At 70.6% G+C, this 23,365-nt stretch carries 22 protein-coding genes; 11 read left to right on the plus strand and 11 right to left on the minus strand.

Features of this window, described 5'->3' with window-relative positions; translation table 11 throughout:
- Positions 1–14 precede the first annotated feature (14 nt).
- Positions 15–869, plus strand: coding sequence for a DUF5707 domain-containing protein (locus tag ACFT9I_RS09570; RefSeq protein WP_382562428.1), 855 nt, complete (start codon positions 15–17; stop codon positions 867–869).
- A 90-nt stretch (positions 870–959) separates the two neighbouring features.
- Here ACFT9I_RS09570 and ACFT9I_RS09575 read toward each other — a convergent pair whose 3' ends face one another.
- A complete protein-coding gene (locus tag ACFT9I_RS09575; RefSeq protein ID WP_382562430.1) occupies positions 960–3,440 on the minus strand; it encodes a cation-translocating P-type ATPase in 2,481 nt (826 codons plus the stop codon).
- Positions 3,441–3,538: 98 nt separating this feature from the next.
- Positions 3,539–3,802, minus strand: coding sequence for a DUF2530 domain-containing protein (locus ACFT9I_RS09580; RefSeq protein WP_382562432.1), 264 nt, complete (start codon positions 3,800–3,802; stop codon positions 3,539–3,541).
- 220 nt (positions 3,803–4,022) lie between these two features.
- Here ACFT9I_RS09580 and ACFT9I_RS09585 point away from each other — a divergent pair, with 220 nt between their 5' ends.
- Entirely contained in the window at positions 4,023–5,441 is a 1,419-nt protein-coding gene (locus tag ACFT9I_RS09585) for an NCS2 family permease (protein ID WP_382562434.1), read from the plus strand.
- A gap of 41 nt (positions 5,442–5,482) precedes the next feature.
- Here ACFT9I_RS09585 and ACFT9I_RS09590 read toward each other — a convergent pair whose 3' ends face one another.
- Complete coding sequence (locus ACFT9I_RS09590; RefSeq protein ID WP_354606068.1) at positions 5,483–5,665, minus strand: ribbon-helix-helix protein, CopG family; 183 nt, start codon at positions 5,663–5,665, stop codon at positions 5,483–5,485.
- Positions 5,666–5,842: 177 nt separating this feature from the next.
- Here ACFT9I_RS09590 and ACFT9I_RS09595 point away from each other — a divergent pair, with 177 nt between their 5' ends.
- A complete protein-coding gene (locus ACFT9I_RS09595; protein WP_031231018.1) occupies positions 5,843–6,280 on the plus strand; it encodes a MarR family winged helix-turn-helix transcriptional regulator in 438 nt (145 codons plus the stop codon).
- Between the two features lie 130 nt (positions 6,281–6,410).
- Positions 6,411–7,763, plus strand: a complete 1,353-nt coding sequence (locus ACFT9I_RS09600) for an MFS transporter (protein ID WP_382562437.1) — start codon at positions 6,411–6,413, stop codon at positions 7,761–7,763.
- Between the two features lie 46 nt (positions 7,764–7,809).
- On the opposite strand, the gene ACFT9I_RS09605 is transcribed toward ACFT9I_RS09600, so the two are convergent.
- Positions 7,810–8,364: a Uma2 family endonuclease gene (locus ACFT9I_RS09605; RefSeq protein ID WP_382562629.1), complete on the minus strand. Its 555-nt coding sequence runs from the start codon at positions 8,362–8,364 to the stop codon at positions 7,810–7,812.
- A 131-nt stretch (positions 8,365–8,495) separates the two neighbouring features.
- Here ACFT9I_RS09605 and thpR point away from each other — a divergent pair, with 131 nt between their 5' ends.
- Complete coding sequence (gene thpR / locus ACFT9I_RS09610; protein WP_382562439.1) at positions 8,496–9,140, plus strand: RNA 2',3'-cyclic phosphodiesterase; 645 nt, start codon at positions 8,496–8,498, stop codon at positions 9,138–9,140.
- 172 nt (positions 9,141–9,312) lie between these two features.
- Here thpR and ACFT9I_RS09615 read toward each other — a convergent pair whose 3' ends face one another.
- The 3 genes from ACFT9I_RS09615 to ACFT9I_RS09625 form a co-directional block, all read right to left on the minus strand.
- Complete coding sequence (locus ACFT9I_RS09615; RefSeq protein WP_382562441.1) at positions 9,313–10,296, minus strand: aldo/keto reductase; 984 nt, start codon at positions 10,294–10,296, stop codon at positions 9,313–9,315.
- A 68-nt stretch (positions 10,297–10,364) separates the two neighbouring features.
- Positions 10,365–11,585 (minus strand): alpha/beta fold hydrolase, encoded by a 1,221-nt coding sequence (locus ACFT9I_RS09620; RefSeq protein WP_382562443.1) that lies wholly within the window; start codon positions 11,583–11,585, stop codon positions 10,365–10,367.
- 110 nt (positions 11,586–11,695) lie between these two features.
- Positions 11,696–12,217: a MarR family winged helix-turn-helix transcriptional regulator gene (locus ACFT9I_RS09625; protein WP_382562445.1), complete on the minus strand. Its 522-nt coding sequence runs from the start codon at positions 12,215–12,217 to the stop codon at positions 11,696–11,698.
- 105 nt (positions 12,218–12,322) lie between these two features.
- Between ACFT9I_RS09625 and ACFT9I_RS09630 the strand changes: the two genes are divergently transcribed.
- On the plus strand, positions 12,323–12,802 hold the full coding sequence (locus ACFT9I_RS09630) for a carboxymuconolactone decarboxylase family protein (RefSeq protein ID WP_382562631.1): 480 nt from the start codon (positions 12,323–12,325) through the stop codon (positions 12,800–12,802).
- Here the strand turns inward: ACFT9I_RS09630 and ACFT9I_RS09635 are convergent.
- Positions 12,762–13,490, minus strand: coding sequence for a GDSL-type esterase/lipase family protein (locus ACFT9I_RS09635; protein ID WP_382562447.1), 729 nt, complete (start codon positions 13,488–13,490; stop codon positions 12,762–12,764). The two genes, ACFT9I_RS09630 and ACFT9I_RS09635, sit on opposite strands and share 41 nt — an antisense overlap.
- 65 nt (positions 13,491–13,555) lie before the next feature.
- Here ACFT9I_RS09635 and ACFT9I_RS09640 point away from each other — a divergent pair, with 65 nt between their 5' ends.
- The gene (locus ACFT9I_RS09640; RefSeq protein ID WP_382562449.1) at positions 13,556–14,548 is read left to right on the plus strand and encodes a WD40 repeat domain-containing protein; all 993 of its coding nucleotides are present in this window, start codon (positions 13,556–13,558) and stop codon (positions 14,546–14,548) included.
- Positions 14,549–14,555: 7 nt separating this feature from the next.
- Here the strand turns inward: ACFT9I_RS09640 and ACFT9I_RS09645 are convergent, their stop codons facing one another.
- Positions 14,556–15,314 carry a TetR/AcrR family transcriptional regulator gene (locus ACFT9I_RS09645; RefSeq protein WP_382562451.1) on the minus strand — a complete coding sequence of 253 codons (759 nt, stop codon included), beginning with the start codon at positions 15,312–15,314 and terminating at the stop codon, positions 14,556–14,558.
- 82 nt (positions 15,315–15,396) lie between these two features.
- Here ACFT9I_RS09645 and ACFT9I_RS09650 point away from each other — a divergent pair, with 82 nt between their 5' ends.
- Complete coding sequence (locus ACFT9I_RS09650) at positions 15,397–16,395, plus strand: ATP-binding cassette domain-containing protein (RefSeq protein ID WP_382562453.1); 999 nt, start codon at positions 15,397–15,399, stop codon at positions 16,393–16,395.
- Positions 16,392–17,219, plus strand: a complete 828-nt coding sequence (locus ACFT9I_RS09655; protein WP_382562454.1) for an ABC transporter permease — start codon at positions 16,392–16,394, stop codon at positions 17,217–17,219. The genes ACFT9I_RS09650 and ACFT9I_RS09655 overlap by 4 nt, the downstream gene beginning before the upstream one ends.
- A 3-nt stretch (positions 17,220–17,222) precedes the next feature.
- On the opposite strand, the gene ACFT9I_RS09660 is transcribed toward ACFT9I_RS09655, so the two are convergent.
- Positions 17,223–17,840 (minus strand): Uma2 family endonuclease, encoded by a 618-nt coding sequence (locus tag ACFT9I_RS09660; RefSeq protein ID WP_382562456.1) that lies wholly within the window; start codon positions 17,838–17,840, stop codon positions 17,223–17,225.
- 190 nt (positions 17,841–18,030) lie between these two features.
- Positions 18,031–19,149 (minus strand): phosphoserine transaminase, encoded by a 1,119-nt coding sequence (serC, locus tag ACFT9I_RS09665; protein WP_382562458.1) that lies wholly within the window; start codon positions 19,147–19,149, stop codon positions 18,031–18,033.
- Between the two features lie 83 nt (positions 19,150–19,232).
- On the opposite strand from serC, the gene ACFT9I_RS09670 reads away from it, so the two are divergent.
- Both ACFT9I_RS09670 and ACFT9I_RS09675 read left to right on the plus strand, forming a co-directional pair.
- The gene (locus tag ACFT9I_RS09670) at positions 19,233–22,154 is read left to right on the plus strand and encodes an FAD-binding and (Fe-S)-binding domain-containing protein (protein WP_382562460.1); all 2,922 of its coding nucleotides are present in this window, start codon (positions 19,233–19,235) and stop codon (positions 22,152–22,154) included.
- 175 nt (positions 22,155–22,329) lie between these two features.
- Entirely contained in the window at positions 22,330–23,334 is a 1,005-nt protein-coding gene (locus ACFT9I_RS09675; protein WP_382562462.1) for a DMT family transporter, read from the plus strand.
- Positions 23,335–23,365 lie beyond the last annotated feature (31 nt).

The following is a 23,365-nucleotide window of genomic DNA, read 5'->3' on the forward strand; positions in this document are numbered from 1 at the left end:
CAATGGGGAATTGCATGCGAATCCGTGCCACTGTCGCCGTCGCGACCGGTGCCCTGGCTCTGTCCGCCCTCGCCGTGCCGGCCTCCCAGGCCGCTCCCGCGGGCGATCGTCCGGGCGTGCCCGCCTACGGCTCCGCCACGCACCAGGGCTCCGCCGCCGCGCCGAAGGGCAACGCCAGGGCGGCCGTTGAAGCCCCGGTGATCAGCAAGGCCGTGGTGAACGGTGGCAAGCCCATCGTCGTCGGCGCCAAGGCCGTCAAGAAGGTCTCCGTCTCGATCACCGCGTCGCACCCGTCCGGCATCGTGGACGCCGACGCGATCATCTGGACCGGCGCCAGTCTGGACGACCCGGAGTCCTTCGGGTTCGGCTCGCCCGAGCCCTTCACGTGCAAGGCGGCGAACGCCACCACCTCCACCTGCACGCAGAACATCGAGATCGACCCGGACTGGCTGCTCAACAGCGACACGAAGACCTGGAACGTCGGCATCTGGGTGCTGTCGAAGGACACCTTCAGCGCGCAGAACGACAAGTTCGGCAAGACGAAGCTCCAGCGGCTGTCCAAGCTGGACGTCAACGCGGCCCCCGAGCCGGTGCGGCCCGGCGGCACGATCACCATCACGGGCAAGCTGTCCCGCGCCAACTGGGAGACGGGCACCTACAAGGGCTACTCCACCCAGCCCGTGCAGCTCCAGTTCCGCAAGAAGACCAGTGACACCTACACCACGGTGAAGACGGTCAAGACCTCCACCACCGGCACGCTGAAGACCACCGCCAAGGCGACCGTGGACGGCTACTGGCGCTGGAACTTCGCCGGCACGTCCACCACCCCGGCGATCATCCCGGCCGGCGACTTCGTGGACGTCAGCTAGTTCGAGAAGTTCGCGTATTTCGCGTAGTTCAGCAGTCGTAGAGAGGGCCCCGCGCATCCCGCGCGGGGCCCTCTCGTCGTCACCGTTGCCCTACGCCGGGTACCTCCGGTCCACCCACCGCCACGCCACTTCCAGCAGCACCGCGCCCACGCCCGCGATCGCGACCGCCGTCCACGGCATCGTCGTGCCCACCAGCTTCAGCGCGAAGAAGTCCTGGAGCCACGGCACCACCAGCACGACCAGGAACAGGAATCCCATCGCCAGCACCAGTCCCACCCGCCACCAGGTATAGGGGCGGGCGATGATCACCAGGACCCACATCGAGACCAGGAACAGCGTCAGCGTCGCCGCGCTCGTCTCGGCGGGGAGGGCGCCCGAGCCGCTGTAGTGCGAGCGGGCCAGCAGATACGTCGCGAACGTGGTGCCGGCGGCGATGGTGCCGCTGGGGATCGAGTACCGCATCACCCTGCGTACGAAGTTGGGCTTGGCGCGCTCCTTGTTCGGTGCGAGGGCCAGGAAGAACGCCGGGACGCCGATCGTGAGCGTGGAGATCAGCGTCAGATGGCGGGGCAGGAACGGATACTCCACCTGCGTGCAGACCACCAGGATCGCCAGCAGCACGGAGTAGACCGTCTTCGTCAGGAACAGCGTCGCGACGCGCGTGATGTTGCCGATCACCCGGCGGCCCTCGGCCACCACCGAGGGCAGCGTGGCGAAGCTGTTGTTGAGGAGCACGATCTGGGCGACCGCCCGCGTAGCCTCCGAACCCGACCCCATGGCCACGCCGATGTCGGCGTCCTTCAGGGCGAGGACGTCGTTCACACCGTCACCGGTCATCGCGACCGTGTGGCCGTGCGACTGCAACGCGCCCACCATCTCGCGCTTCTGCTGCGGGCTGACCCGGCCGAAGACCGAGGCCGATTCGAGCGCCTGCGCCATCTCGTCGCGGTCGGCGGGCAGTTGGCGCGCGTCGACCGTACGGTCCGCGCCGGACAGCCCGAGCTTCGCGGCCACGGCGCCGACCGAGACCGCGTTGTCGCCGGAGATCACCTTCGCCGCGACGTCCTGGTCGGCGAAGTACGTGAGGGTATCCGCGGCGTCGGGGCGCAGCCGCTGCTCCAGCACGACGAGGGCCGTCGGCACCGCGCCGTCCGTCACGTCGGGTGCGTCGAGGGGGCCGGCGCCGTCGACGCGGGCCAGCAGGAGCACCCGCAGACCCTGCTCGTTGAGGGTGTCGATCTCGGCGAGCGTGGGGTCGCCGTCGGGCAGCAGGACATCGGGCGCGCCGAGGAGCCAGCTGACCGGCCCGCCGTCCGACTCCGGGTGACCGTCGGCGTCCGGTGCGAACGTGGCACCGCTGTACTTACGGGCCGACGAGAACGGCAGCGCCGCCGTGGCCCGCCACCCCGACTCGTCCGGATACGCGTCGATGATCGCCTGGAGGCTGGCGTTGGGCCGGGGGTCGGACGCGCCGAGGGCGCCGAGCACCTTGCGTACGTACCCCTCGTCCGTGCCGTTCAGCGGCCGCAGCTCCGTGACGTCCATGCCGCCCTCGGTGAGCGTGCCCGTCTTGTCGAGGCAGACGACGTCGACCCGGGCCAGGCCCTCGATCGCGGGCAGCTCCTGGACGAGGCACTGCTTACGGCCGAGCCGGACGACGCCGATCGCGAAGGCGACCGAGGTCAGCAGGACCAGGCCCTCCGGGATCATCGGGACGATGCCGCCGATGGTCCGGGCGACGGAGTCCTTGAAGTTGTTCTCCTTGACGACGAGCTGGCTGATGATCAGCGCGACCGCCGTCGGGATCATCATCCAGGTGACGTACTTCAGTATCGTGCTGATGCCGTTGCGCAGTTCGGACTGGACGAGCGTGAAGCGCGAGGCCTCCTCAGCGAGTTGGGCCGCGTACGCCTCCCGTCCCACCTTCGTCGCCCGGAACGCGCCGCCGCCCGCGACCACGAAACTGCCCGACATCACCGTGTCGCCGGGGTGCTTGAGCACCGGGTCGGCCTCACCGGTGAGCAGCGACTCGTCGACCTCCAGATTGTCGGCCTCGACGATCTCGCCGTCCACGACGACCTTGTCGCCGGGGCCGAGTTCGACGACGTCGCCGAGGACGATCTCGGAGGTGGAGATCCCGGCCGCGACGCCGTCCCGCCGTACGACCGGCTTGGCCTCGCCGATGACGGCCAGACCGTCGAGGGTCTTCTTGGCGCGCAGCTCCTGGATGATGCCGATGCCGGTGTTCGCGATGATCACGAAGCCGAAGAGGCTGTCCTGGATCGGCGCGACCAGGAGCACGATCGCCCAGAGGATCCCGATGAGCGCGTTGAAGCGGGTGAAGACGTTGGCGCGGACGATCTCGGCGGTGGAGCGGCTGCTGCGTACGGGAACGTCGTTGACCTCGCCCCGCGCGACCCGCTCGGCGACCTCCGCGGCCGTCAGCCCGGTGGCGCGGCGGGCCGACACGGGCAGCTCCTGCGGGTGGACGGGGTCGAGCTCCGCCCCCGCGTCGATGGAGGGGCCGCGCGGCTCGCCGCCGCCGGTGTCGGTCTTCGCCCGCTGTGTCATGAGGTCGACGTTACGGCGGTGAGGGGGCGTTCACCCGCCACGACCCCGAAGATCCGACCGAGGTACGAGAGCTCGTGACCGCAAGTCCACCCACGGCACTACGGCTGTACGTCTGCGCCTGCCCGCGCCCGCTTGATGGCGGCGTCGCGCCTGCGGACGTACCAGATGCCGATCAGGCCGAGCCCGGCACCGGCCAGACAGGTCCACAGCCACCAGAGGTGCCCGTGGTCGTCGAACCATCCGTAGAAGGGGAGCTGCACAAGGAAGAGGACGAACCAGATGACGGTGCCGCCGACGATGGTCGGGACGATCGGCCCCTCCAGGGGCTCGGGTGCCTCGTGCGTCGGGGTCCATTTGGCCATGACGTCAGTCTATGCGGGGCGGTCGCGGGGCAGCGGCTGGGCGGTCGCGAGGCAGCGGCTGGGCTGTCGCGGGCGGGCCGGTCGCCGGGCGCCAGTGGGCTCTACGCGCGGAGATAGCGATCACCGGCCCATCTGTTCATACTGAAACGGTTTTGCGAATGGCCTGTTCTGTTCGTTCGAACGCCCAGCATCCAGTGATCACGACGACTGAGGGTTGCGCATGCCCGTCCAGGACAAGGCCACCGCTCCGGTCGCCGTCGACCGCTTCTTCAAGATCTCGGAGCGCGGTTCCACCGTCGCCCGCGAGGTGCGCGGAGGCTTCGCCACCTTCTTCGCGATGGCGTACATCATCGTGCTGAACCCGATCATCCTCGGCAGCGCAAAGGACATGTACGGCCACCAGCTCGACAGCGGCCAGCTGGTCACCGCCACCGTGCTGACCGCGGCCTTCGCCACCCTCCTGATGGGCGTCATCGGCAACGTACCGATCGCGCTCGCCGCCGGGCTCGGCGTCAACACGGTCGTCGCGCTCCAGCTCGCCCCCAGGATGAGCTGGGCCGACGCCATGGGCATGGTCGTCCTGGCCGGTTTCCTGGTGATGCTGCTCGTCGCGACCGGGCTGCGGGAACGGGTGATGAACGCCGTACCGACCAGCCTCCGCAAGGGCATCGCCATCGGTATCGGCCTCTTCATCATGCTGATCGGCCTGGTCGACTCCGGCTTCGTCACCCGTATCCCGGACGCCGCCCACACCACCGTGCCGCTCCAGCTCGGCTCGGACGGCCACCTCAACGGCTGGCCCGTGCTGGTCTTCGCGCTCGGCGCGCTGCTCACGCTCGTACTGATCGTCCGCAAGGTGCCCGGCGCGATCCTGATCTCGATCGTGACGATGACGGTCGTGGCGCTGGTCATCGAGGCGGTCGCCGATGTGCCGAGCTGGGGCCTGACGACCCCGAAGTGGCCGGGCAACCCCGTGGACAGCCCGGACTTCGGACTGCTCGGTGACTTCAGCCTCTTCGGCGGCTTCGAGAAGGTCGGCGTCCTCACCGGCGTCCTCTTCGTCTTCACCGTGCTGCTGTCCACCTTCTTCGACGCGATGGGCACGATCCTCGGCGTCGGCGACGAGGCGAAGCTGATGGACGAGAAGGGGCGGCTGCCCGGGATCAACCGGGTGCTGTTCGTGGACGGCATCGCCGTCGCGTCCGGCGGCGCGACCTCGTCCTCCGCCACCACCTGCTTCGTGGAGTCCACGGCGGGTGTCGGCGAAGGCGCGAGGACCGGACTGGCGTCCGTCGTGACGGGCGCGCTGTTCTCGCTGGCGCTGTTCCTCACGCCGATCGCGACGATGGTGCCGTCCCAGGCGGCGACGCCCGCGCTGCTGGCGGTCGGCTTCCTGATCCTCGCCGGATCGGTCCGGGACATCGACTGGACCGACTACACCGTCGCCGTGCCCGCGTTCCTGGCGATGGTGCTGATGCCGTTCACGTACTCGATCACCAACGGCATCGGCATCGGCTTCATCACCTTCAGCCTGCTGCGGCTGGCGGTGGGCCGGGGCCGCGAGGTGCCGGTGGCGATGTACATCGTGTCGGCGGTCTTCGTCTTCTACTACGCGATGCCGGCGCTGGGCCTGACATAGACGTCGGGCGGGCCCTGCGGTGCCGCTCAGGCCGGTGCCGCTCACGCGGCGCCGTAGAACCTCTCCGTCTCGTCGACGGACGCCCGGAAGCGTTCGTCGAAATCGTCGCGCATGAGCGTCCCGACCACATAGTCCTGGACGCTCATTCCGCGTCTGGCGGCATGCTGCCGAAGCCGGTCGAGCAGCTCACCGTCTATCCGCAGGCTGAGCACTGTCGATCCCATGCCGACCAGGGTCGGGGGCGGGTACGGGCCCTGGTGTGACTTTCCGCTGTTGTCTCACTCGTACGAGTGAGCTAGGGCCGCACGATGTGTAACGCGATGTGTGGGATCTGTGCGACCTGGTGAGGGAGACGCGTTTTCCATTTTCCTTAGCTTAGGTAATGAGTTACGCTAAACAACATGCCTGACCTATCCCACGGCGACGACGCGGCCGCCGTGAACGCACTCCGCTCGGCCGTCATGCGGCTGGGCCGGCGACTCAAGCACCAGCGCGTCGACGAGTCGCTGAGCCCGACCGAGATGTCGGTGCTCGGCACCCTCGCCCGGTGCGGCTCGGCCACACCCGGTGAGCTGGCCCGCAAGGAGCACGTACAGCCGCCGTCGATGACGCGCATCGTGGCGCTGCTCGAAGCCAAGGGACTGGTCCGGCTGGAGCCGCACCCCGACGACCGCCGGCAGAAGGTGGTCACGTCGACCGAGCAGGCCGAGGCCATGCTCGAAGAGAGCCGCCGCAAGCGCAACGCGTGGCTGACCGCCGTGGCGGAGGGCCTGGACGAGGACGAATGGGCCAAGCTCCGCGCGGCCGCGCCGGTGCTGGAGAAGCTCGCGCATTTGTAACTACCCGCAGACCACCGCCGTTTCGTAGACCACTGCCGTCCCGGCTCGCACATCCGCGAGCCCCAACCCCCTGGGAAGCCCGTACGCGTCCGCAGAAGAACGTTGTCAACGCCGAGGAGGCGAACCGATTTTGAGTACGGGATCCGGAGCAGACTCCGCCCCCGCACCGACCACCCCCGACCCCGTTCAACAGACCGCGGAGCCCCGCGCGAGCATGTTCAGCTCGCTGAAGATCCGTAACTACCGGCTCTTCGCCACCGGACAGGTCGTGTCGAACACCGGCACCTGGATGCAGCGCATCGCCCAGGACTGGCTGGTGCTCACCCTCACCGGATCCTCCACGGCCGTCGGTATCACCACGGCCCTCCAATTCCTGCCGATGCTGCTCTTCGGCCTGTACGGCGGCGTCATAGCCGACCGGTGCAACAAGCGCACCCTGCTGCTCGGCACCCAGGCCGCCATGGGAATCACCGGCCTCGCACTCGCCGCCCTCACCCTCAGCGGTCAGGTCCAGGTCTGGCACGTGTACGCCACGGCCTTCGTACTCGGCCTGGTCACGGTGGTCGACAACCCGGCGCGGCAGTCGTTCGTGCACGAGATGGTCGGCCCGGACCAGCTCCGTAACGCCGTCAGCCTGAACTCCGCCAACTTCCAGTCCGCCCGGCTCGTGGGCCCGGCCGTCGCCGGTGTCCTGATCACCGCGGTCGGCAGCGGCTACGCCTTCCTCCTCAACGGATTCTCGTTCATCGCGCCGCTCACCGCGCTGCTGCTGATGCGCAACTCCGAGCTGCTGAAGGTCGAACGCACCCCGCGCGGCAAGGGCCAGTTGCGGGAAGGGCTGCGTTACGTCGCGGGCAAACCCGAGCTGATCTGGCCCATCGTGCTCGTCGGCTTCATCGGCACGTTCGGCTTCAACTTCCCGATCTGGCTGTCCGCCTTCGCGGACGACGTCTACCACGCGGGCGCCGGTACGTACGGGCTGCTCAACACCCTGATGGCGGTCGGCTCCCTGATCGGCGCCCTGCTCGCCGCGCGCCGGGGCACGTCCAGGATGCGGCTGCTGGTGGCCGCGGCGGTCCTCTTCGGTGTGCTGGAGATCGTGACCGCGTTCGCGCCGACGTTCTGGCTCTTCGCGGCGCTGCTCGTGCCGGTCGGCATGTGCGGCCTGACGGTCAACGTGACCGCCAACTCCAGCATCCAGATGGCCACGGACCCGGCCATGCGCGGCCGGGTGATGGCCCTGTTCATGATGGTCTTCACGGGCGGTACGCCACTGGGCGCCCCGCTCGTCGGCTGGGTCACCGACACGTACGGCGCGAGGGTCGGCTTCGCGGCCGGCGGCGCGGTCGCCGCGCTGGCGGCGGTGGGCGTGGGCGTGATGCTCGCGCGGGTGGGCGACCTGCGGGTCAAGATCGACCTGCGGAAGGGGCGCCCGCATGTGACGTTCGTGCCGAAGGAGCAGCCGCTGGCGACGGCGGCGTGATCGTGGGCGCGGCGTGCCGGCGGCGCGGCTGTCGGGGGAGGGGCGGTCAGTCCCGGGGGAACTCGTCGGTCTTGAGGGTGAGTTCGAGGCCCGCGGCGGTCAGATCGATCTCGGTGCCGAAGTCGACGGTCAGGTGCGAGTGGTACTCGCCCTCCTTCGGCTCGGTGTAGAGGTGGCAGCGGCCGACGTAGGGGTCTACGACCAGGTAGATGGGAATGGCCGCCTTGGCGTACGCGTCCTTCTTCGGACCGTAGTCCGAGACGGCCGTCCCCTTCGAGATGACCTCGGCGATCCACTCGATGTCCTGGTAGCGCCACCGACCGCGGGCGTCCTTCTCCGCGTCGTCGGCGAGTTTGGCCACGTCTGGGGCGAAACCGTTCTTGTCCGGAAAGTCCATGCGCACGTCCGACAGGACGTTGACGTCCATGCCGAAACGATCCTCAAGGGCTCGCACGAGTCTCCGAATGATGTTCCAGTGGATGTCCCGCTGCGGCGACATGAAGATGTTCCCCTCGACGATCTCGACCTTGTATCCCTCGGGGACAGGCATTCGCTCCAGCCGCTCGAACAGTTCGTCCAAGCTGAGCTCTTCACTGGCCATGTCGGTCCTGTCGTCGTCAAGTGCGATGGTCACCGTGGCGCTCCTCCCCGCTGCCGTACGAAATTCGGCAGCCGCGCAGTACAACGATAACCACGGTGACCCGGTCACGCCCGGATGCCAGACTGGCCGCCATGCGTCTCTTCGCCGCCGTACTGCCGCCCGCCCACGCCGCCGACGAACTCGCCGCGGCCGTCGACCAGCGGCTGCGGGGGCTCCCCGGGGCCGGCGAACTGCGGTGGACCGGGCAGGCGGGGTGGCACTTCACGCTCGCCTTCATGGGCGAGGTCGACGACGCGGTGGTGCCCGAGCTGAGTGAGCGGCTGGAGCGGGCGGCGCACCGTACGGAAGCGTTCTCGCTGCGGCTGCGCGGCGGCGGGCACTTCGGTGGGCGCGCCCTGTGGGCCGGGGCCGCCGGGGGTGTCGCGGAGCTGCGGCGGCTCGCCGAGCGTGCCGACGCCGCCGCGCGCCGGACCGGGCTGCCGATGGAGGAGCACCGCGCCTACCGGCCGCATCTCACGCTGGCCCGTACGCGGGTCGACACCGACCTGAGCCCGTACGCTGCCGCGCTCGACGGCTTCGAGGGCACACCGTGGGAGGTCGGGGAGCTGGCGCTCGTACGGAGCTGGCTGCCCGTGGCCGGGGTGGCGGGCGAGCAGCCGAGATACGAGACGCTGGTGCGCTGCCCGATGGTGAGGCCCGCCGCGAGCCCCACCGTGAGGCCCGCCGCGAGCCCCACCGTGAGGCCCGGCGCGAAGCCCGCCGCCGAAGGCCGTTAACCTCGACGCGTGGACCCCAAAACCCGGAACCGGATCATGGCCGCCGCGCTCGTGCTGATGTTTGTGATCGTCGCCGTGACGGCGGCGTTCGGCTAGGCGCTGTACGAGGGCGGGCGCGCCCCCGAGGCCGCGCCCGCCCGTACCGCCCGTACCGCCCGTACACCCCGGTGAACTACCAGGCGAACGCCTCCGGCGACGGCCCCGGACCCGGGAAGATCTCCTCCAGCGACGTCAGTACCTCGTCCGACAGCTCCAGTTCGACCCCGCGCAGCGCGGACTCCAACTGCTCGGCCGTGCGCGGGCCGACGATCGGGCCCGTCACGCCGGGACGCGTGAGCAGCCAGGCCAGGGCCGCCTCGCCCGGCTCGATGCCGTGCTTGTCGAGCAGGTCCTCGTACGCCTGGATCTGCTCACGGATCTTCGTGTCCGCGAGCCGGTCGCCCGAGCGCTTTCCGGTGCCGCCCTCGCGCTCCTTGCGGATCGCGCCACCGAGGAGCCCGCCCTGGAGCGGCGACCAGGGGATGACCCCGAGGCCGTACTCCCGCGCGGCCGGGATGACCTCCATCTCGGCGCGGCGCTCGGCGAGGTTGTACAGACACTGCTCACTGACCAGGCCGTACGAGCCCAGGCGGCGTGCCGTCTCGTTGGTCTGGGCGATCTTCCAGCCGGGGAAGTTCGACGAACCGGCGTAGAGGATCTTGCCCTGCTGGATCAGGGTGTCTATCGCCTGCCAGATCTCCTCGACCGGGGTGTCGCGGTCGATGTGGTGGAACTGGTACAGGTCGATGTGGTCGGTCTGGAGCCGCTTGAGGCTGGCGTCCACCGCGCGGCGGATGTTGAGTGCCGACAGCTTGTCGTGGTTGGGCCACGCGTCGCCGTCCGCCGCCATGTTCCCGTACACCTTGGTGGCGAGCACGACCTTGTCGCGACGGCCGCCGCCCTGGGCGAACCAGGTGCCGAGGATTTCTTCCGTACGGCCCTTGTTCTCGCCCCAGCCGTAGACGTTCGCGGTGTCGAAGAAGTTGATGCCGGCGCCGAGCGCGTCATCCATGATGGCGTGGCTGTCGGCCTCGTTGGTGAAAGGTCCGAAGTTCATGGTGCCGAGGACGAGTCGGCTGACTTTGAGTCCGGTGCGTCCGAGCTGCGTGTACTTCATGACTCCACAGCCAACGCCTTCGAGCGCCCTCGAAGCAAGGGCCACTTCGCCGGGCGCCCGCGTTCCGGTCAACGAGTGCGCGCCTCGATCCAGCGAAGTACGTCCGGCGTGGACGTCTCATTGATGTCGTAGTGTCCGACGCCCGGGTAGTAGACGACGTCGGTCGCGGTTCCGAAGTCCCGCGCCCTCTCCACCGCGATCCCGGTCCGGTCGGCCGTGACCAACTCGTCGGCGAGACCTTGCGCGACGAACACCGGTGCGGCCGACCGCTTCCGGGGGACCGCGTTGTCCCCGAGCAGGTCGGTCAACCGCGAGGCAGCCGCGGGGCTCGCCGGGACGAACTCGGAACCCGGCAGATTCAGTTCCATCATCCTGTTGGTCAGCTCGTCCAGACACGTCGTATGGATTCGCGGGAACTCCCGCAGTGCTCGCGACCCGAGGTAGTCGGTGAGCCGCAGCTCCGGATGGCTCGTGGCGAGGCCGGCCAGTATCGACATGTAGTAGCCGTGGTCCACGGACTGCAACTGGGAGAGCTGGCCGACGTACGGCCGGTTGTCGGTGATCGGCGCGATCGCGACAGTGCCGCGGAAGTCCAGTCCCCGGCCGTAGCCGGACGCGATCTCGCCGGCGGCCAGGGCCGCGTGGCCGCCCTGGGAGTGCCCTACCGTCAGCCACTTCCGGGAAATCTCCGGACGCAGATTCCGGGCGGCACGCACCGCGTCCACGACGGACCGGGCCTGGCTCTCCGCGATCAGATACGGGTGCACACCCGGGGTGCCCAGTCCTTCGTAGTCGGTCGCGGCGACCGCGTATCCGCCGCGCACCAGTCCCGCGAGATACGCCGGATAGCCGAGTCCACCGAGTTCGGTGTCGCGTGAGGGCGCGCACCGGTCGCTGATGCCCGTGGTGCCGTGGGCCCACGAGATGACCGGCCAGCCGCCACGCGGAGGCGTCCCAGGCGGCAGCAGCACCACTCCGGACACCGCCGTCGGCCTGTCGTTCGCCGAGGTGGACAGATACTTCACGCGATATCCCGTGGCGCCGGCGGCGACCAGTTCGCCCGCCAGTTCCACGCGCCGGCTCGCCAGGAGATCTCCCTTGGCCGCCGATGTCGTGGATATCCCCGATGTCGCGGATGCCCCTGATGTGGCGGATGCCGCCGAGGCCGCCCGCGCCGGCACCGCGACGAGGGTGGCCAGCAGAAGAACCGCGAGCCCGATCACCCGCCCTCGTACCAAGGATCGCGAACCGCGCCGGAATCCCTCACGCGCCGATATAGAACCTGCCATCGCCCGTTCCCCCTGTTGCTTGTCCGGCCCACGGCTCCTCGATGCCATGATCGTCCGGCGTCGAGGAGGTACGAGGGTACCCATCCGGCACGTCGACCGCGCGCACCCGTTCACCGCCCGCCGAGCCAGCCCTCCGCGTCCAGGCCGAACGCGTCCGGCGGGGTGACGGCCCGTAGGTCCGCCTCCAGGGCGCGCAGCCGGTCGGGGCCGAGGGTCGCGGCCCACCGGGCGCGCAGGTCGTCGAAGATCCGGGCCGAGCGGGCGAGCGCGTCGAGGCCGTGCGGGGTGAGGCGGACCAGTTTGCGGCGGGCGTCCGTCGGGTCGTCGGTGCGTGCCGCGTAGCCCAGGGTCACCAGGCGGTCGACCGTCTTGCCCGCGGCCTGTTTCGAGACGCCCAGGCGGCGGCCGACGGTGGCGGCGGTGGCGCCGTCGATGCCGATCGCCTGCATGGCGAAGCCGTGCGCGGGCCGGGCCTCCGGGTGGCCCTGGCGGGCCAGTTCCGTGTGCAACTGGTCGATCAGGGACCGGAATCCGGCGAAGAGGAGGAGCGGCAGCTCGTATCCGGGCGCGTCGGCGTCGGCAGTCCGGTTGCCAGAATCGACAACCTGGTTTACCTTTTTTTCGTCAACCATGTTGTCCATTCTAGGGTTGTCCATCTAAGGAGGGCTCCCGTGCGAGCCAGTACCACTTTCGTCGACCACACCCCCGACACCGCACCCGCCGGCTCCCGTCGCGTCATGGAGGCCACCACCCGCCATCTGGGGTTTCTGCCGTCCGCCACCGCCCGTCTCGCCACCTCTCCCCAACTGCTCGACGGGTTCCAGAAGCTCACCGCCCTCTTCGACGCGACGACGCTCGACCCGGTGGCGCGCGAGGTCGTCGTGATGACCGTCGTCACCCGCAACGAGTGCCACATCTGCGTGGCCATGCACAGCGGCAAGCTGCGGAAGCTGGGCGCGGAAGGGGAGTTGATCGCCGCTCTGAGCGAGCAGCGGGTCCTGGCGGACCAACAGCTCGAAGCCGTACGGCAGTTCACCCTCGCCGTCCTGGCGACCGCCGGGGACGTGGCCGACGCCGAACTCGACGCGTTCCTCGCGCACGGCTACACCGCGCGCAACGCCCTCGAAGTCGTCCTCGGCATCGGCACGTACACCCTCTCCACCCTCGCCAACCGCCTCACCCGCGCTCCGCTCGATCCCCAACTCGCCGCGCTGTGACGGCGTAAGGCGCGCCCAGCCCCCACGCCTGACGCATCGCGTCGGCGAACGCCCCGGCGAGCAGACGTTCCCCCGAGGGGCCGGGGTGGGTCCCGTCGTAGGTGTCGCGGTGGATGTCGTACGACGCGGGGCGGGAGGCCGTCAGCAGCGGGGAGGACGGTTCGTCCAGGTCGGCGACCGCCTTGGCCAGCAGGTCGTTGAAGCGGTCGACCTCGGCGGCGAAGGCCGGGTCGGTGTCGGCGCGGATGTTGGGTATGACGGGCAGCAGCACGATCCGCACGCGCGGGTTCGCCGCCCGCGCCTCGGCGATGAACTCCCTTGCGTACAGGGCGGTTTGGTCGCTGTTCGTGTAGAAGCCGAGGTCTATCAGGCCCAGCGAGACGAGCAGCACGTCCGCGCGGTGCGCGGCGACCGCCGCGCGGATCACCGGCGCCATGTGCTGCCACCCCTCGCCCCAGCCCGCGAGATGCGGCCACGCCTTCGCGGGGAAGTCGGGGGCGCCGTACGCGTGCGAGACGGGGGCGTCGGCGTGGGCGTCGTACAGCCCGGTGCGCGGGCCGACGATCGCGTACGGACCGCCGTACGACGCGTTCAGGTGCTGCCACATCCGGTAGCGCCAGGTGAAGTCGCCGGCGCGGCCGATGGTCATCGAGTCGCCGACGAACATGAAACGCATCGGATCACGCATCGGATCATCATCCCCGATCGTGGGCGGGCGGCCGAGCCCGGCCTGTGAGGTGGCAGTCTTGGGGCATGGTCAAGGTCTTCCGCCCGTCCTCGCGTCTCGCCGCCGCTCTGGCGGCGGCGGCGCTGCTCGCCCTGGCCGCCCCGGTGGCGACGGCCGCCCCCGCCGCCGACCCCGACCGGAGCTTCCGGATCACGGACCCGCGGATCACCGAGTCCAGCGGCCTGGCCGCCAGCCGGGCGCACCCCGGTGTCTACTGGACGCACAACGACCAGGACAAGCCCCTCATCTACGGCGTCGACTCACGCACCGGCGAGACCGTCGCGACGATCACCATGCGCGGGGTCGGGGAGCCCCGCGACATGGAGGCGATCTCCGTCGGCGCGGACGGCAATGTTTACGTCGGTGACATCGGCGACAACCTCAACGGCAGCTGGGACCACGTCTGGATCTACCGCTTCCCGGAGCCGAAGCGGCTCGCGGACGCGACGGTCGACGCGACGCAGTTCACCGTGAAGTACGCGGACGGCCCGCGCGACGCCGAGGCGCTGATGGTCCACCCCACCACCGGCCGCGTCTACATCGCCTCGAAGAACGAGGACGGCGGCGGCCTCTACGAGGGCCCGGCGAAGCTGACCACCGGCGGTACGAACACCTTCACGCGCGTCGGCGAGGTGCCGTGGGTGACCGACGGCGCGTTCTCGCCGGACGGCAAGGAGCTGGTGCTGCGCTCGTACTTCAGCGCGCGCGGCTACGCGTGGAAGAACGGCCGCCTCGGCGCGGACCACCGCGTCCGGGCCCCGATCCAGGGGCAGGCGGAGTCGGTGACGTACACCTTGGACGGCTCGGCCCTGATGTTCGGCACGGAGGGCACGCGCAGCGAGGTCGACCGCGTCGACATCGAGAAGGGCGGCTCGTCGTCGGGAGGCGGGAGCGCGGGGAACGGCAGCGCGGGCGACGACGCCGGGGGTGACGGCGGAAACGTCACGATCGGCGCGGTGGTGCTGGTGGGCGCGGCGGTGCTGTTCCTCGTGTTCCGGCGGAAGAAGGGCAGCGCCTGACGCGCTGCTAGCGCTTCGTGCGCTGTTCGACCAGGACTTCCAGGCCGTCGAGCAGACGCTGGAGACCGAACTCGAAGTGGTCGAAGTCGGGGCCGAACGCGTCCTCGCCGAGCGCGGCCATCAGCGGGTAGCGCCCGCTGGTCATCACCGCCGACAGGATCGGCTCCTGCGCCCGCCAGAACTCGTCGTCGCTGATGCCGGTCGTCTGCCGCGCCTCGACGGAGTGCACCTGGGTGCGGGCGACCCCGGAGACGTAACCGCTGACCATGATGATCACGGAGACCAGCTCCGGGTCGGTCAGGCCCATGTCCCTGGTCCCGGCGAGCATCGACTCCATGCCGCCGACCGCGCCGGGGCCGAGGACGGGCCTGGTCTGGTTGACGGAGAGCAGCCAGGGGTGGGCCTGGTAGAGGGCGAGTTCCCCGCGGGCCGCCGTCTCGACGGTCTTCCGCCAGCCGGTTGAGCCCGAAGCCTCCGGGAGACGGCCGCTCTCCCCCTGGACGCGGTCCAGCATCAGGTCCACCAGCTCGGCCCGGCCGGGGACATGGCGGTAGAGCGACATCGTGCCCGCGCCCAGCTCGGTGGAGAGCCTGCGCATCGAGACCGCCGCGAGCCCTTCGGCGTCCGCGATCTCGACGGCGGCCGTGACGATCCGGTCGAGCGTCAGCCCCGGTTTCGGGCCGCGCGTGGCCCGCTCGCCGGTGCCCCAGAGGAGCTCCATGCTGCGTGAAACGTCGCCGCTGCCGCTGCTCTCCGTCGTCGTCATGGCTTCAGCGTAGTAGGCCGGACATCAATTGGGTACCGTGTACGCTCCGTGGGTACACCGTACTCAGTTCCTTGGAGGGGCAGTGACCGACTACGCCGTACATGCCGAAGCGATCCGCAAGCGGTACGGGGACAAACACGCCCTCGACGGCTTCGACCTCGCCGTACGCACCGGAACCGTCCACGGGCTCCTCGGCCCGAACGGCGCCGGCAAGACCACAGCGGTGCGCGCGCTCGCCACCCTGCTCAAGCTCGACGGCGGGCGCGCGACGGTCGCCGGTGTCGACGTGGACCGCGACCCGCGCACCGTCCGGAGCCTGATCGGGCTCACCGGGCAGTACGCGGCGGTGGACGAGATGCTCACCGGCCGGCAGAACCTGGAGATGTTCGGCCGGCTCTTCCATCTCGGCGGGCGGCGGGCCGCGCTGCGCGCCGGGGAACTGCTGGAGCGGTTCGACCTGGTGGAGGCGGCGGGCAAGGGCGTGAGCGGCTACAGCGGCGGCATGCGGCGCCGGCTCGACCTCGCCGCGTCGATGATCCTCGCCCCACGGGTCCTGTTCCTCGACGAGCCGACGACCGGGCTCGACCCGCGCGGGCGCGGCGAGGTCTGGGACGCGGTGCGGGCGCTCGTGGCGGGCGGTACGACGGTGCTGCTCACCACGCAGTATCTGGACGAGGCCGACAAGCTCGCCTCGCACATCACGGTCATGGACCGGGGGCGGGCCATCGCGGACGACACCCCGGCGGAGCTGAAGAACACCGTGGGCGGCGATCTGATCGAGGTCGTCGTGCACGAGGCGAACGAACTCACCGAGGTGGCCGAGCTGGTCGCACGCGTCGCGGGCTCGAAGCCCGGCACGGACACCGAGGCACGCCGGGTGCACGCGCCCGTGACCGACCGGGTGGCGGCGCTGACGGAGGTGGCGCGGGAGTTGCGGGACCGGGGGATCGCGGTGGAGGACATCGGTCTGCGCAGGCCGAGCCTGGACGACGTGTTCCTGCGGCTGACGGGCCACCGTACGGAACCGGCTCCCGCGACGACGGCTCCCGCGACAGCGGCGAAGACCGAGGTGGCGGCATGACGACGAACGTCAGCCTGACACCGGACCGCACGCACGGCCGCGCCTACTGGGCGGTGGCCGACTGCTGGAATCTCGTACGCCGCAGTCTGACCCACTACCAGCGCCAACCCGCCTTCATCCTCTGGACGTTGGGCTTCCCGCTCGTCTCCGTGCTGCTGTACGGCTATGTCTTCGGCAGCGCCATGAAGGTGCCGGGCGGCGGGGACTACCGGGAGTTCCTGATGCCGGGCATGTTCACCATGACGATGGCCTTCGGCTTCATGAACACGGCGACCGCGTTCGTCACCGACGCGGGCAAAGGCGTGCACGACCGCTTCCGTTCGATGCCGATGGCGCCGTCGGCGGTGGTCACGGGGCGCGGCGCGGTGGACCTCATCACGGCGGGCGCGGAACTGGCGATCCTCGCGCTCACGGCCCTGGCGATCGGCTGGCGCGCGGACGCCGGCCTGCCCGCCGCCCTGGCGGCCTTCGGCCTGCTCCTGCTGCTGCGCTTCTCACTGATCTGGGTGGGAGTCTGGCTCGGCCTCGTACTCCCCGGCCCCGAACAGGCGGGCAGCCTCTTCGCCGTCGCCTTCCCGGTGACGATGATCTCCAGCGTCTTCGTGGCCCCGTCCCTGATGCCGGACTGGCTGGGCACGGTCGCGGCGTGGAACCCGGTGTCCTCGACGGTGACGGCGGCCCGCGACCTGTTCGGCAACCCGGTGGCGAGCGGCGGCAGCTGGCCGGAGGAACACGCACTGCTGCTGTCGGTGGCCTGGCCGGTGGCGATCACGCTGGTGTTCGTACCGCTGGCGGTACGGAGGTTTCAGCGGCTGAGCCGGTGAGGGTCAGGTTGCCATTTTGGGTCCCCTGTCTCGGAGCAGAGCGGAGACGTCGAGCTTCACCTCGGCCCCGACGGTGTCGGGGAGAAGGATCTGCTCGCCGGGCGCGTGGATGCGGTGACTGGTGTAGTCGCCGGCGACGGGCTCGGTCAGCACGTGCAGCCGATTGTGCTTACGGTCCACGATTACGTAGATCGGGATTCCGGCCTCGGCGTAAGCGGTGACCTTGTTCCGCAGGTCCTGCTGGTAGTTGCTGGAGGTGACTTCGAGGACCAGGCGGAAGACGGCGGGGTCGTAGCAGTTGTACTGGACCAGGTGATCTTCGAAGTCGGCGTCGACGACGGCCAGGTCCGGGATGGCGAAGTCCTCCGGGCCGCCCGGCAGCCACAGCCCCACGTTCTGCAGGACCCTCGATTCCTGACCGTGCACGCCGACGGCCAGAAAGGGAATCATGACGTCGGTGAGCACCGACGCGTGGTTGCCGTCCGGGGGTGGGGCCACGGTGATGACGCCTCCGATGATCTCGACGCGGAAGCCGGGAAGCTGCTCCATGAGGCTGTCAGCCGTCTTCAGCTGGCTTTCTTGTGAGCTGTCCCAGGGGTGCTCGGCTGCTGCGGCAGACATGCGGGCCTCCTGATGGCTGGTGTCGAGACCATCATCGTAGGCCGGGACAGCCCGGTACGTCGTGAGCGTGATCCTTCACGCGTAAGAGTGATGGCCCCGGTCGACGCCGTGAAAGTCGACGCCATGAAAGACGTACGCCCCGGCCCGGTCGACGAAGACCGAGCCGGGGCGTACGGGGTTGACGTGTGCGTCAGAGCTTGTCGATCACGTAGTCGACGCACGCCGTCAGCGCCTCGACGTCCGCCGGGTCGATCGCCGGGAACATCGCCACCCGCAGCTGGTTGCGGCCCAGCTTGCGGTACGGCTCCGTGTCCACGATGCCGTTCGCGCGCAGGACCTTCGCGATCGCCGCCGCGTCGATCTCGTCCGAGAAGTCGATCGTGCCGATGACCTGCGAGCGGTGCGCCGGGTCGAGCACGAACGGGGTCGCGTACTTGGACGACTCCGCCCAGCCGTACAGCGCCCGCGCCGACGTGGCCGTGCGGGCGGTCGACCAGGCGAGGCCGCCCTGGGTGTTCAGCCAGGTCAGCTGCTCGTTCAGCAGGAAGAGCGTCGCGAGCGCCGGGGTGTTGTACGTCTGGTTCTTCAGCGAGTTGTCGATCGCCGTCGGCAGCGAGAAGAACTCCGGCACGTGCCGGCCCGAGCCGTGGACGCGCGCGGCGCGCTCCAGCGCGGCCGGCGAGAAGACGCCGATCCACAGGCCGCCGTCGGAGGCGAAGGACTTCTGCGGGGCGAAGTAGTAGACGTCGGTCTCGGCGATGTCGACCGGCAGGCCGCCCGCGCCGGACGTCGCGTCGACCAGCACGAGCGCGCCCTCGTCGGCGCCCGCGACCCGCTTGACGGGGGCGGCGACACCGGTGGAGGTCTCGTTGTGCGTGAGCGCGTAGACGTCCACGCCCGCCTCGGCCGCCGGGTCCGGGTGGGTGCCCGGCGAGGAGGAGATGACGGTCGGCTCGGCCAGCCACGGCGCGAGCTTCGACGCCTTCGCGAACTTCGACGAGAACTCACCGAAGGTCAGGTGCTGCGACTTGTTCTCGATCAGACCGTGCGTCGCGATGTCCCAGAAGGCGGTGGAGCCGCCGTTGCCCAGGATCACCTCGTAGCCCTCGGGGAGCTGGAACAGCTCGCGCACACCGTCGCGCACCGCGCCGACCAGGTTCTTCACCGGGGCCTGGCGGTGGGACGTGCCGAGGAGAGACCTACCGGTGGCGGCCAGGGCGTCCACCGCCTCCGTACGCACCTTGGAGGGGCCAGCGCCGAAACGACCGTCGGCGGGCTTGATGTCAGCGGGAATCTGAATATCGGCCACGGGCGGCAGCCTAGACGTTTTCCGTCGGCCGTCACGGGAGCGGTTCACGTCGTGAGATACGGCAGGCGGGGCATCCTGGGGGAATGGCTGAGCACAGGGAGCGTCACAGTGACCGGCAATCGGCGGCGGGCACAGCACCCGCGAAGGCATCGGCGGACGCCACCGCCTTGGCCAGAGACCTCACCGCGGCCGTCCGCGGCGACGTGGACTTCCGCGCCGCCGCCCGTGCCCTGGTCACCATGGACGCCTCCAACTACCGCCGCGTCCCCGTCGGCGTCGTCGCCCCGCGCGACGCGGCCGACGTCGCGGCGGCCCTCGACGTCTGCCGTACGCACGGCGTGCCCGTCGTCCCGCGCGGCGGCGGCACCTCGATCGCCGGGAACGCCATCGGCGTCGGCGTCGTCCTCGATCTCACCCGGCATCTTCGCTCGATCGTGTCGGTCGACACCGAGGCGCGTACCGCCGTGGTACAGCCCGGAGTCGTCCTCGACCGGCTGCGCGACACCGTCGCACCGCACGGTCTGACCTTCGGGCCCGACCCCTCCACGCACAGCCGCTGCACGCTCGGCGGCATGATCGGCAACAACTCGTGCGGGTCGCACTCGGTCGCGTGGGGGACGACCGCCGACAACGTCCACGAGCTGTCGGTCACGACGTACGACGGCACGTCCGTACGGCTCGCCCAGGGCTGGGCCGGCGCCCCCGCCGGCCTGCGGCCCCTCGTCGAGCGCAACCTCGCGCTCCTGCGCACCGGTTACCCCACCGGCCTGCCGCGTCTCATCTCCGGCTACGCGATCAACGCGCTGCTCCCCGAGAAAGGCACCGACCTCGCCCGCGCGTTCTGCGGCAGCGAAGGCACGCTCGGCGTTGTCACGGAAGCCGTCGTACGGCTGGTCGACTCGCCGCCCGCGCGGGCGCTCGCGGTCCTCGGCTACCCCGACGAGAGCGCGGCGGCCGAGGCGGCGGCCGGGCTGCTGCCGTACCACCCGCTCACCGTCGAGGGCATGGCCGACGACCTCGTCCCCGGACCGCACGACCTGCCGCGCGGCGGCGCCTGGCTGTTCGTGGAGACCGGCGGCGCCACCGCCGCCGAGGCCCGCGCGCACGCCGAGCGGATCGTCCGCGCCGCCGACGCCCTGGACGGCACGGTCGTGGCCGACCCGGCGGGGATCCGGGCGCTGTGGCGGGTACGGGAGGACGCGTCGGGCACCGCGACCCGTAACGCCGACGGCGGCGAGGCATGGCCGGGCTGGGAGGACTGCGCCGTACCGCCCGCCCAACTCGGGGCTTATCTAAGGGACTTCCGCGCGCTGCTCGCCGAGCACGGGCTGCGCGGCACGCCGTACGGGCACTTCGGCGACGGCTGCATCCATGTCCGCATCGACTTCGACCTGTTGAGTACGGACGGGGTACGGCGCTTCCGCCGCTTCTCCGAGGACGTCGCCGGGCTCGTCGTCGCCCACGGCGGGTCGCTCTCCGGTGAGCACGGCGACGGGCTGGCGCGCTCGGAGCTGCTGCCGACGATGTACGGGGACGAACTGACCGGTCTCTTCGGGCAGTTCAAGGACGTGTGGGACCCGGCGGGCGGCATGAACCCGGGCTCGATCGCCCGGCCGGCCCGGCTGGACGAGAACCTGCGCTTCGAGGTCCTGCCGCGTGAACGCGTCGACGTCGCCTTCGCCTACCCGCACGACGGCGAGGTGGACGGTGTCGTGGGCGGGGACTTCTCGGCGGCCGTGCGGCGCTGCGTCGGCGTCGCCAAGTGCCGTGTGGAGGGGCCGAGTTCGGGCCCCGGGGTGATGTGCCCGTCGTTCCGCGCGACGGGCGACGAACAGCACTCCACGCGCGGGCGCGCCAGGCTGCTCCACGAGATGCTCGCCGGTGAGGTCGTGACGGACGGCTGGCGCTCGACGGAGGTCAAGGACGCGCTCGACCTCTGCCTGTCCTGCAAGGGCTGCCGCAGCGACTGCCCGGTGGGCGTCGACATGGCCACGTACAAGGCCGAGTTCCTGCACCACCACTACGAGGGCCGGCGGCGGCCCGCCGCGCACTACGCGATGGGCCGGCTGCCGCGCTGGCTCCGGGCCGCCGCGCCCTTCGCGGGTGCGCTGAACGCGGCGGTACGGCTGCCGGGAGCCGCCGCGCTGGCCAAGCGGCTGGGCGGGATCGCCCCGGAGCGCTCGATCCCGCGCCTGGCGCCGCAGACGTTCACCCGGTGGCTGCGGCGGCAGCGGCGCGAGCGCCCGAACGACCCGGCGGTGGTGCTGTGGCCGGACACCTTCACGGAGTACCTGTCGCCGTCGGTGGGGAAGGCGGCGGTACGGGTCCTGGACGCGGCCGGCGTCCCGCACACGCTGCCGCCGGGCGGGGTGTGCTGCGGCCTCACGTACGTCTCCACCGGCCAGCTCGACCAGGCCCGCGCCGTCATGCGCCGCACCCTGGACCGGATGGAACCGCTGCTCGACCAGGCCCTGCCGGTGGTCGTCCTGGAACCGAGCTGCGCCGCCGCGCTCAAGACCGACCTGCCGGAACTCCTCGCGGACGACCCCCGCGCGGCCCGACTCGCCGCGTCCGTAAGGACGTTCGCCCAGACCCTGGAGGAGTGCGCCCCCAACTGGCAGCCGCCCGAGGTCAACCGCCCGGTCGCGGGTCAGACCCACTGCCACCAGCACGCGGTCCTCGGCGACGCGGCGGAACGCCGTCTGCGCGAACGGGCGGGCCTCACGGGCGAGTTGAGCGGCGGCTGCTGCGGCCTGGCGGGCAACTTCGGTTTCGAGAAGGGCCACTACGACGTCTCGGTGGCGTGCGCGGAGGACCAACTGCTCCCGGCGGTCCGGGCGGCGGAGGAGGGTACGGAACTCCTGGCGGACGGCTACTCGTGCCGTACCCAACTCGACCAACTGGCGACGGGCGGCGCCCGGCACCTGGCGGAGGTCCTGGCGGAGGCGCTGGAGCCGACGGCGCCGGCAAGTGCCGCGCGCCGCGAGACGGACGGAACGGTGTGACGCGGGTCACCGGGTGAGCGCCGGCGCCCGGGGCCGGGGCCGGGGCCGGTACGCCGCTTACCGTAGGGAGCAGGCGCGGTGAACGGCGTGTTTCCGAGTGCAGTATGTTAGATCCCGCAGTCCATTGTGCTGCCCTAAATGATCTCGACCCCCATTGATCCGGAGGAGGTTCCCCGTGGATGAGCCGCGTACCGCAGCCGTCGGTGTCGCCGTCTCCGCACCCGAGGCCGCGGGGGCGGCCGCCGGGGCCCCGGCGGAGAGCGGGCGGCGGGCGCTCGGGCCCGTCGCGCTCGTCCTCGGGGGCGTCGTCTCCGTGCAGTTCGGTGCCGCCATCGCCGTACTGCTGATGCCGCGCGCCGGGGCCGTCGGCGTGGTGACGCTGCGGCTCGTGCTCGCCGCCGTCGTGCTGCTCGTGGTCTGCCGGCCCAAGGTCCGTGGCCACTCGCGCGCCGACTGGGGCACGGTGCTGGTCTTCGGTGGCGTCCTGGCGACGATGAACCTCCTCTTCTACCAGGCCGCCGACCGCATCCCGCTGGGCGCCGCCGTGACCCTGGAAGTCCTCGGCCCCCTCACCCTCTCCGTGATCGCCTCCCGCAGGCTCGGCAATCTCCTGTGGGCCGGGCTCGCGCTCGCCGGTGTGGTGCTGCTCAGTGGCGGCGGGTTCGACCGGCTCGATCCGGTGGGCGCGGCGTTCGCCGTCGGGGCCGGTGCGATGTGGGCCACGTACATCGTCTTCAGCGCCCGGACCGGGCAGCGCTTCCCGCAGGCCGACGGGCTGGCGCTCGCCATGGCCTTCGGCGCGGTGCTGACCCTGCCGCTGGGCATCATGGAGGCCGGCTCGAAGCTGATCGTGCCGTCCACGGTCGGGCTGGCCGTCGCGGTCGCGCTGCTGTCGTCGGTCCTGCCGTACACCCTGGAACTGCTCGCCCTGCGGCGGCTGCCCGCGCCGACGTTCGCGATCCTGATGAGTATCGAACCGGCCGTCGCCGCCATGGCCGGCTTCTTCCTCCTGAGCCAGGGCCTCTCCTTCACCGACGCGCTGGCGATCACGCTGGTCATCGCGGCCAGCATGGGCGCGGTCCGGACGCAGGCGGGCAGGAGGCGCAAGGAGGAGCGGCGCCTCGCGGATCTGAAGGATCGGAAGGACTCGAATACGGCCCTCGCCGACCTCAAGGAGTAAAGCAAGCACGCTTGCTTGTTTCTACGCGCGC

This window comes from Streptomyces sp. NPDC057137 (assembly GCF_042670825.1).
Lineage (GTDB): Bacteria > Actinomycetota > Actinomycetes > Streptomycetales > Streptomycetaceae > Streptomyces.

Bases quoted from the DNA above. Each gene is read 5' to 3' on its own strand.
- ACFT9I_RS09570 (WP_382562428.1), top strand. From the start codon at position 15: ATGCGAATCCGTGCCACTGTCGCCGTCGCGACCGGTGCCCTGGCTCTG.
- ACFT9I_RS09595 (WP_031231018.1), top strand. From the start codon at position 5,843: ATGCCTGACCTATCCCACGGCGACGACGCGGCCGCCGTGAACGCACTC.
- ACFT9I_RS09635 (WP_382562447.1), bottom strand. From the start codon at position 13,490: ATGCGTGATCCGATGCGTTTCATGTTCGTCGGCGACTCGATGACCATC.
- ACFT9I_RS09645 (WP_382562451.1), bottom strand. From the start codon at position 15,314: ATGACGACGACGGAGAGCAGCGGCAGCGGCGACGTTTCACGCAGCATG.
- ACFT9I_RS09630 (WP_382562631.1), top strand. From the start codon at position 12,323: ATGGAGGCCACCACCCGCCATCTGGGGTTTCTGCCGTCCGCCACCGCC.
- ACFT9I_RS09670 (WP_382562460.1), top strand. From the start codon at position 19,233: ATGGCTGAGCACAGGGAGCGTCACAGTGACCGGCAATCGGCGGCGGGC.
- ACFT9I_RS09585 (WP_382562434.1), top strand. From the start codon at position 4,023: ATGCCCGTCCAGGACAAGGCCACCGCTCCGGTCGCCGTCGACCGCTTC.
- ACFT9I_RS09575 (WP_382562430.1), bottom strand. From the start codon at position 3,440: ATGACACAGCGGGCGAAGACCGACACCGGCGGCGGCGAGCCGCGCGGC.
- ACFT9I_RS09615 (WP_382562441.1), bottom strand. From the start codon at position 10,296: ATGAAGTACACGCAGCTCGGACGCACCGGACTCAAAGTCAGCCGACTC.
- ACFT9I_RS09660 (WP_382562456.1), bottom strand. From the start codon at position 17,840: ATGTCTGCCGCAGCAGCCGAGCACCCCTGGGACAGCTCACAAGAAAGC.
- ACFT9I_RS09605 (WP_382562629.1), bottom strand. From the start codon at position 8,364: ATGGCCAGTGAAGAGCTCAGCTTGGACGAACTGTTCGAGCGGCTGGAG.
- ACFT9I_RS09655 (WP_382562454.1), top strand. From the start codon at position 16,392: ATGACGACGAACGTCAGCCTGACACCGGACCGCACGCACGGCCGCGCC.
- ACFT9I_RS09580 (WP_382562432.1), bottom strand. From the start codon at position 3,802: ATGGCCAAATGGACCCCGACGCACGAGGCACCCGAGCCCCTGGAGGGG.
- thpR (WP_382562439.1), top strand. From the start codon at position 8,496: ATGCGTCTCTTCGCCGCCGTACTGCCGCCCGCCCACGCCGCCGACGAA.
- ACFT9I_RS09590 (WP_354606068.1), bottom strand. From the start codon at position 5,665: ATGGGATCGACAGTGCTCAGCCTGCGGATAGACGGTGAGCTGCTCGAC.
- ACFT9I_RS09625 (WP_382562445.1), bottom strand. From the start codon at position 12,217: ATGGTTGACGAAAAAAAGGTAAACCAGGTTGTCGATTCTGGCAACCGG.
- ACFT9I_RS09640 (WP_382562449.1), top strand. From the start codon at position 13,556: ATGGTCAAGGTCTTCCGCCCGTCCTCGCGTCTCGCCGCCGCTCTGGCG.
- ACFT9I_RS09620 (WP_382562443.1), bottom strand. From the start codon at position 11,585: ATGGCAGGTTCTATATCGGCGCGTGAGGGATTCCGGCGCGGTTCGCGA.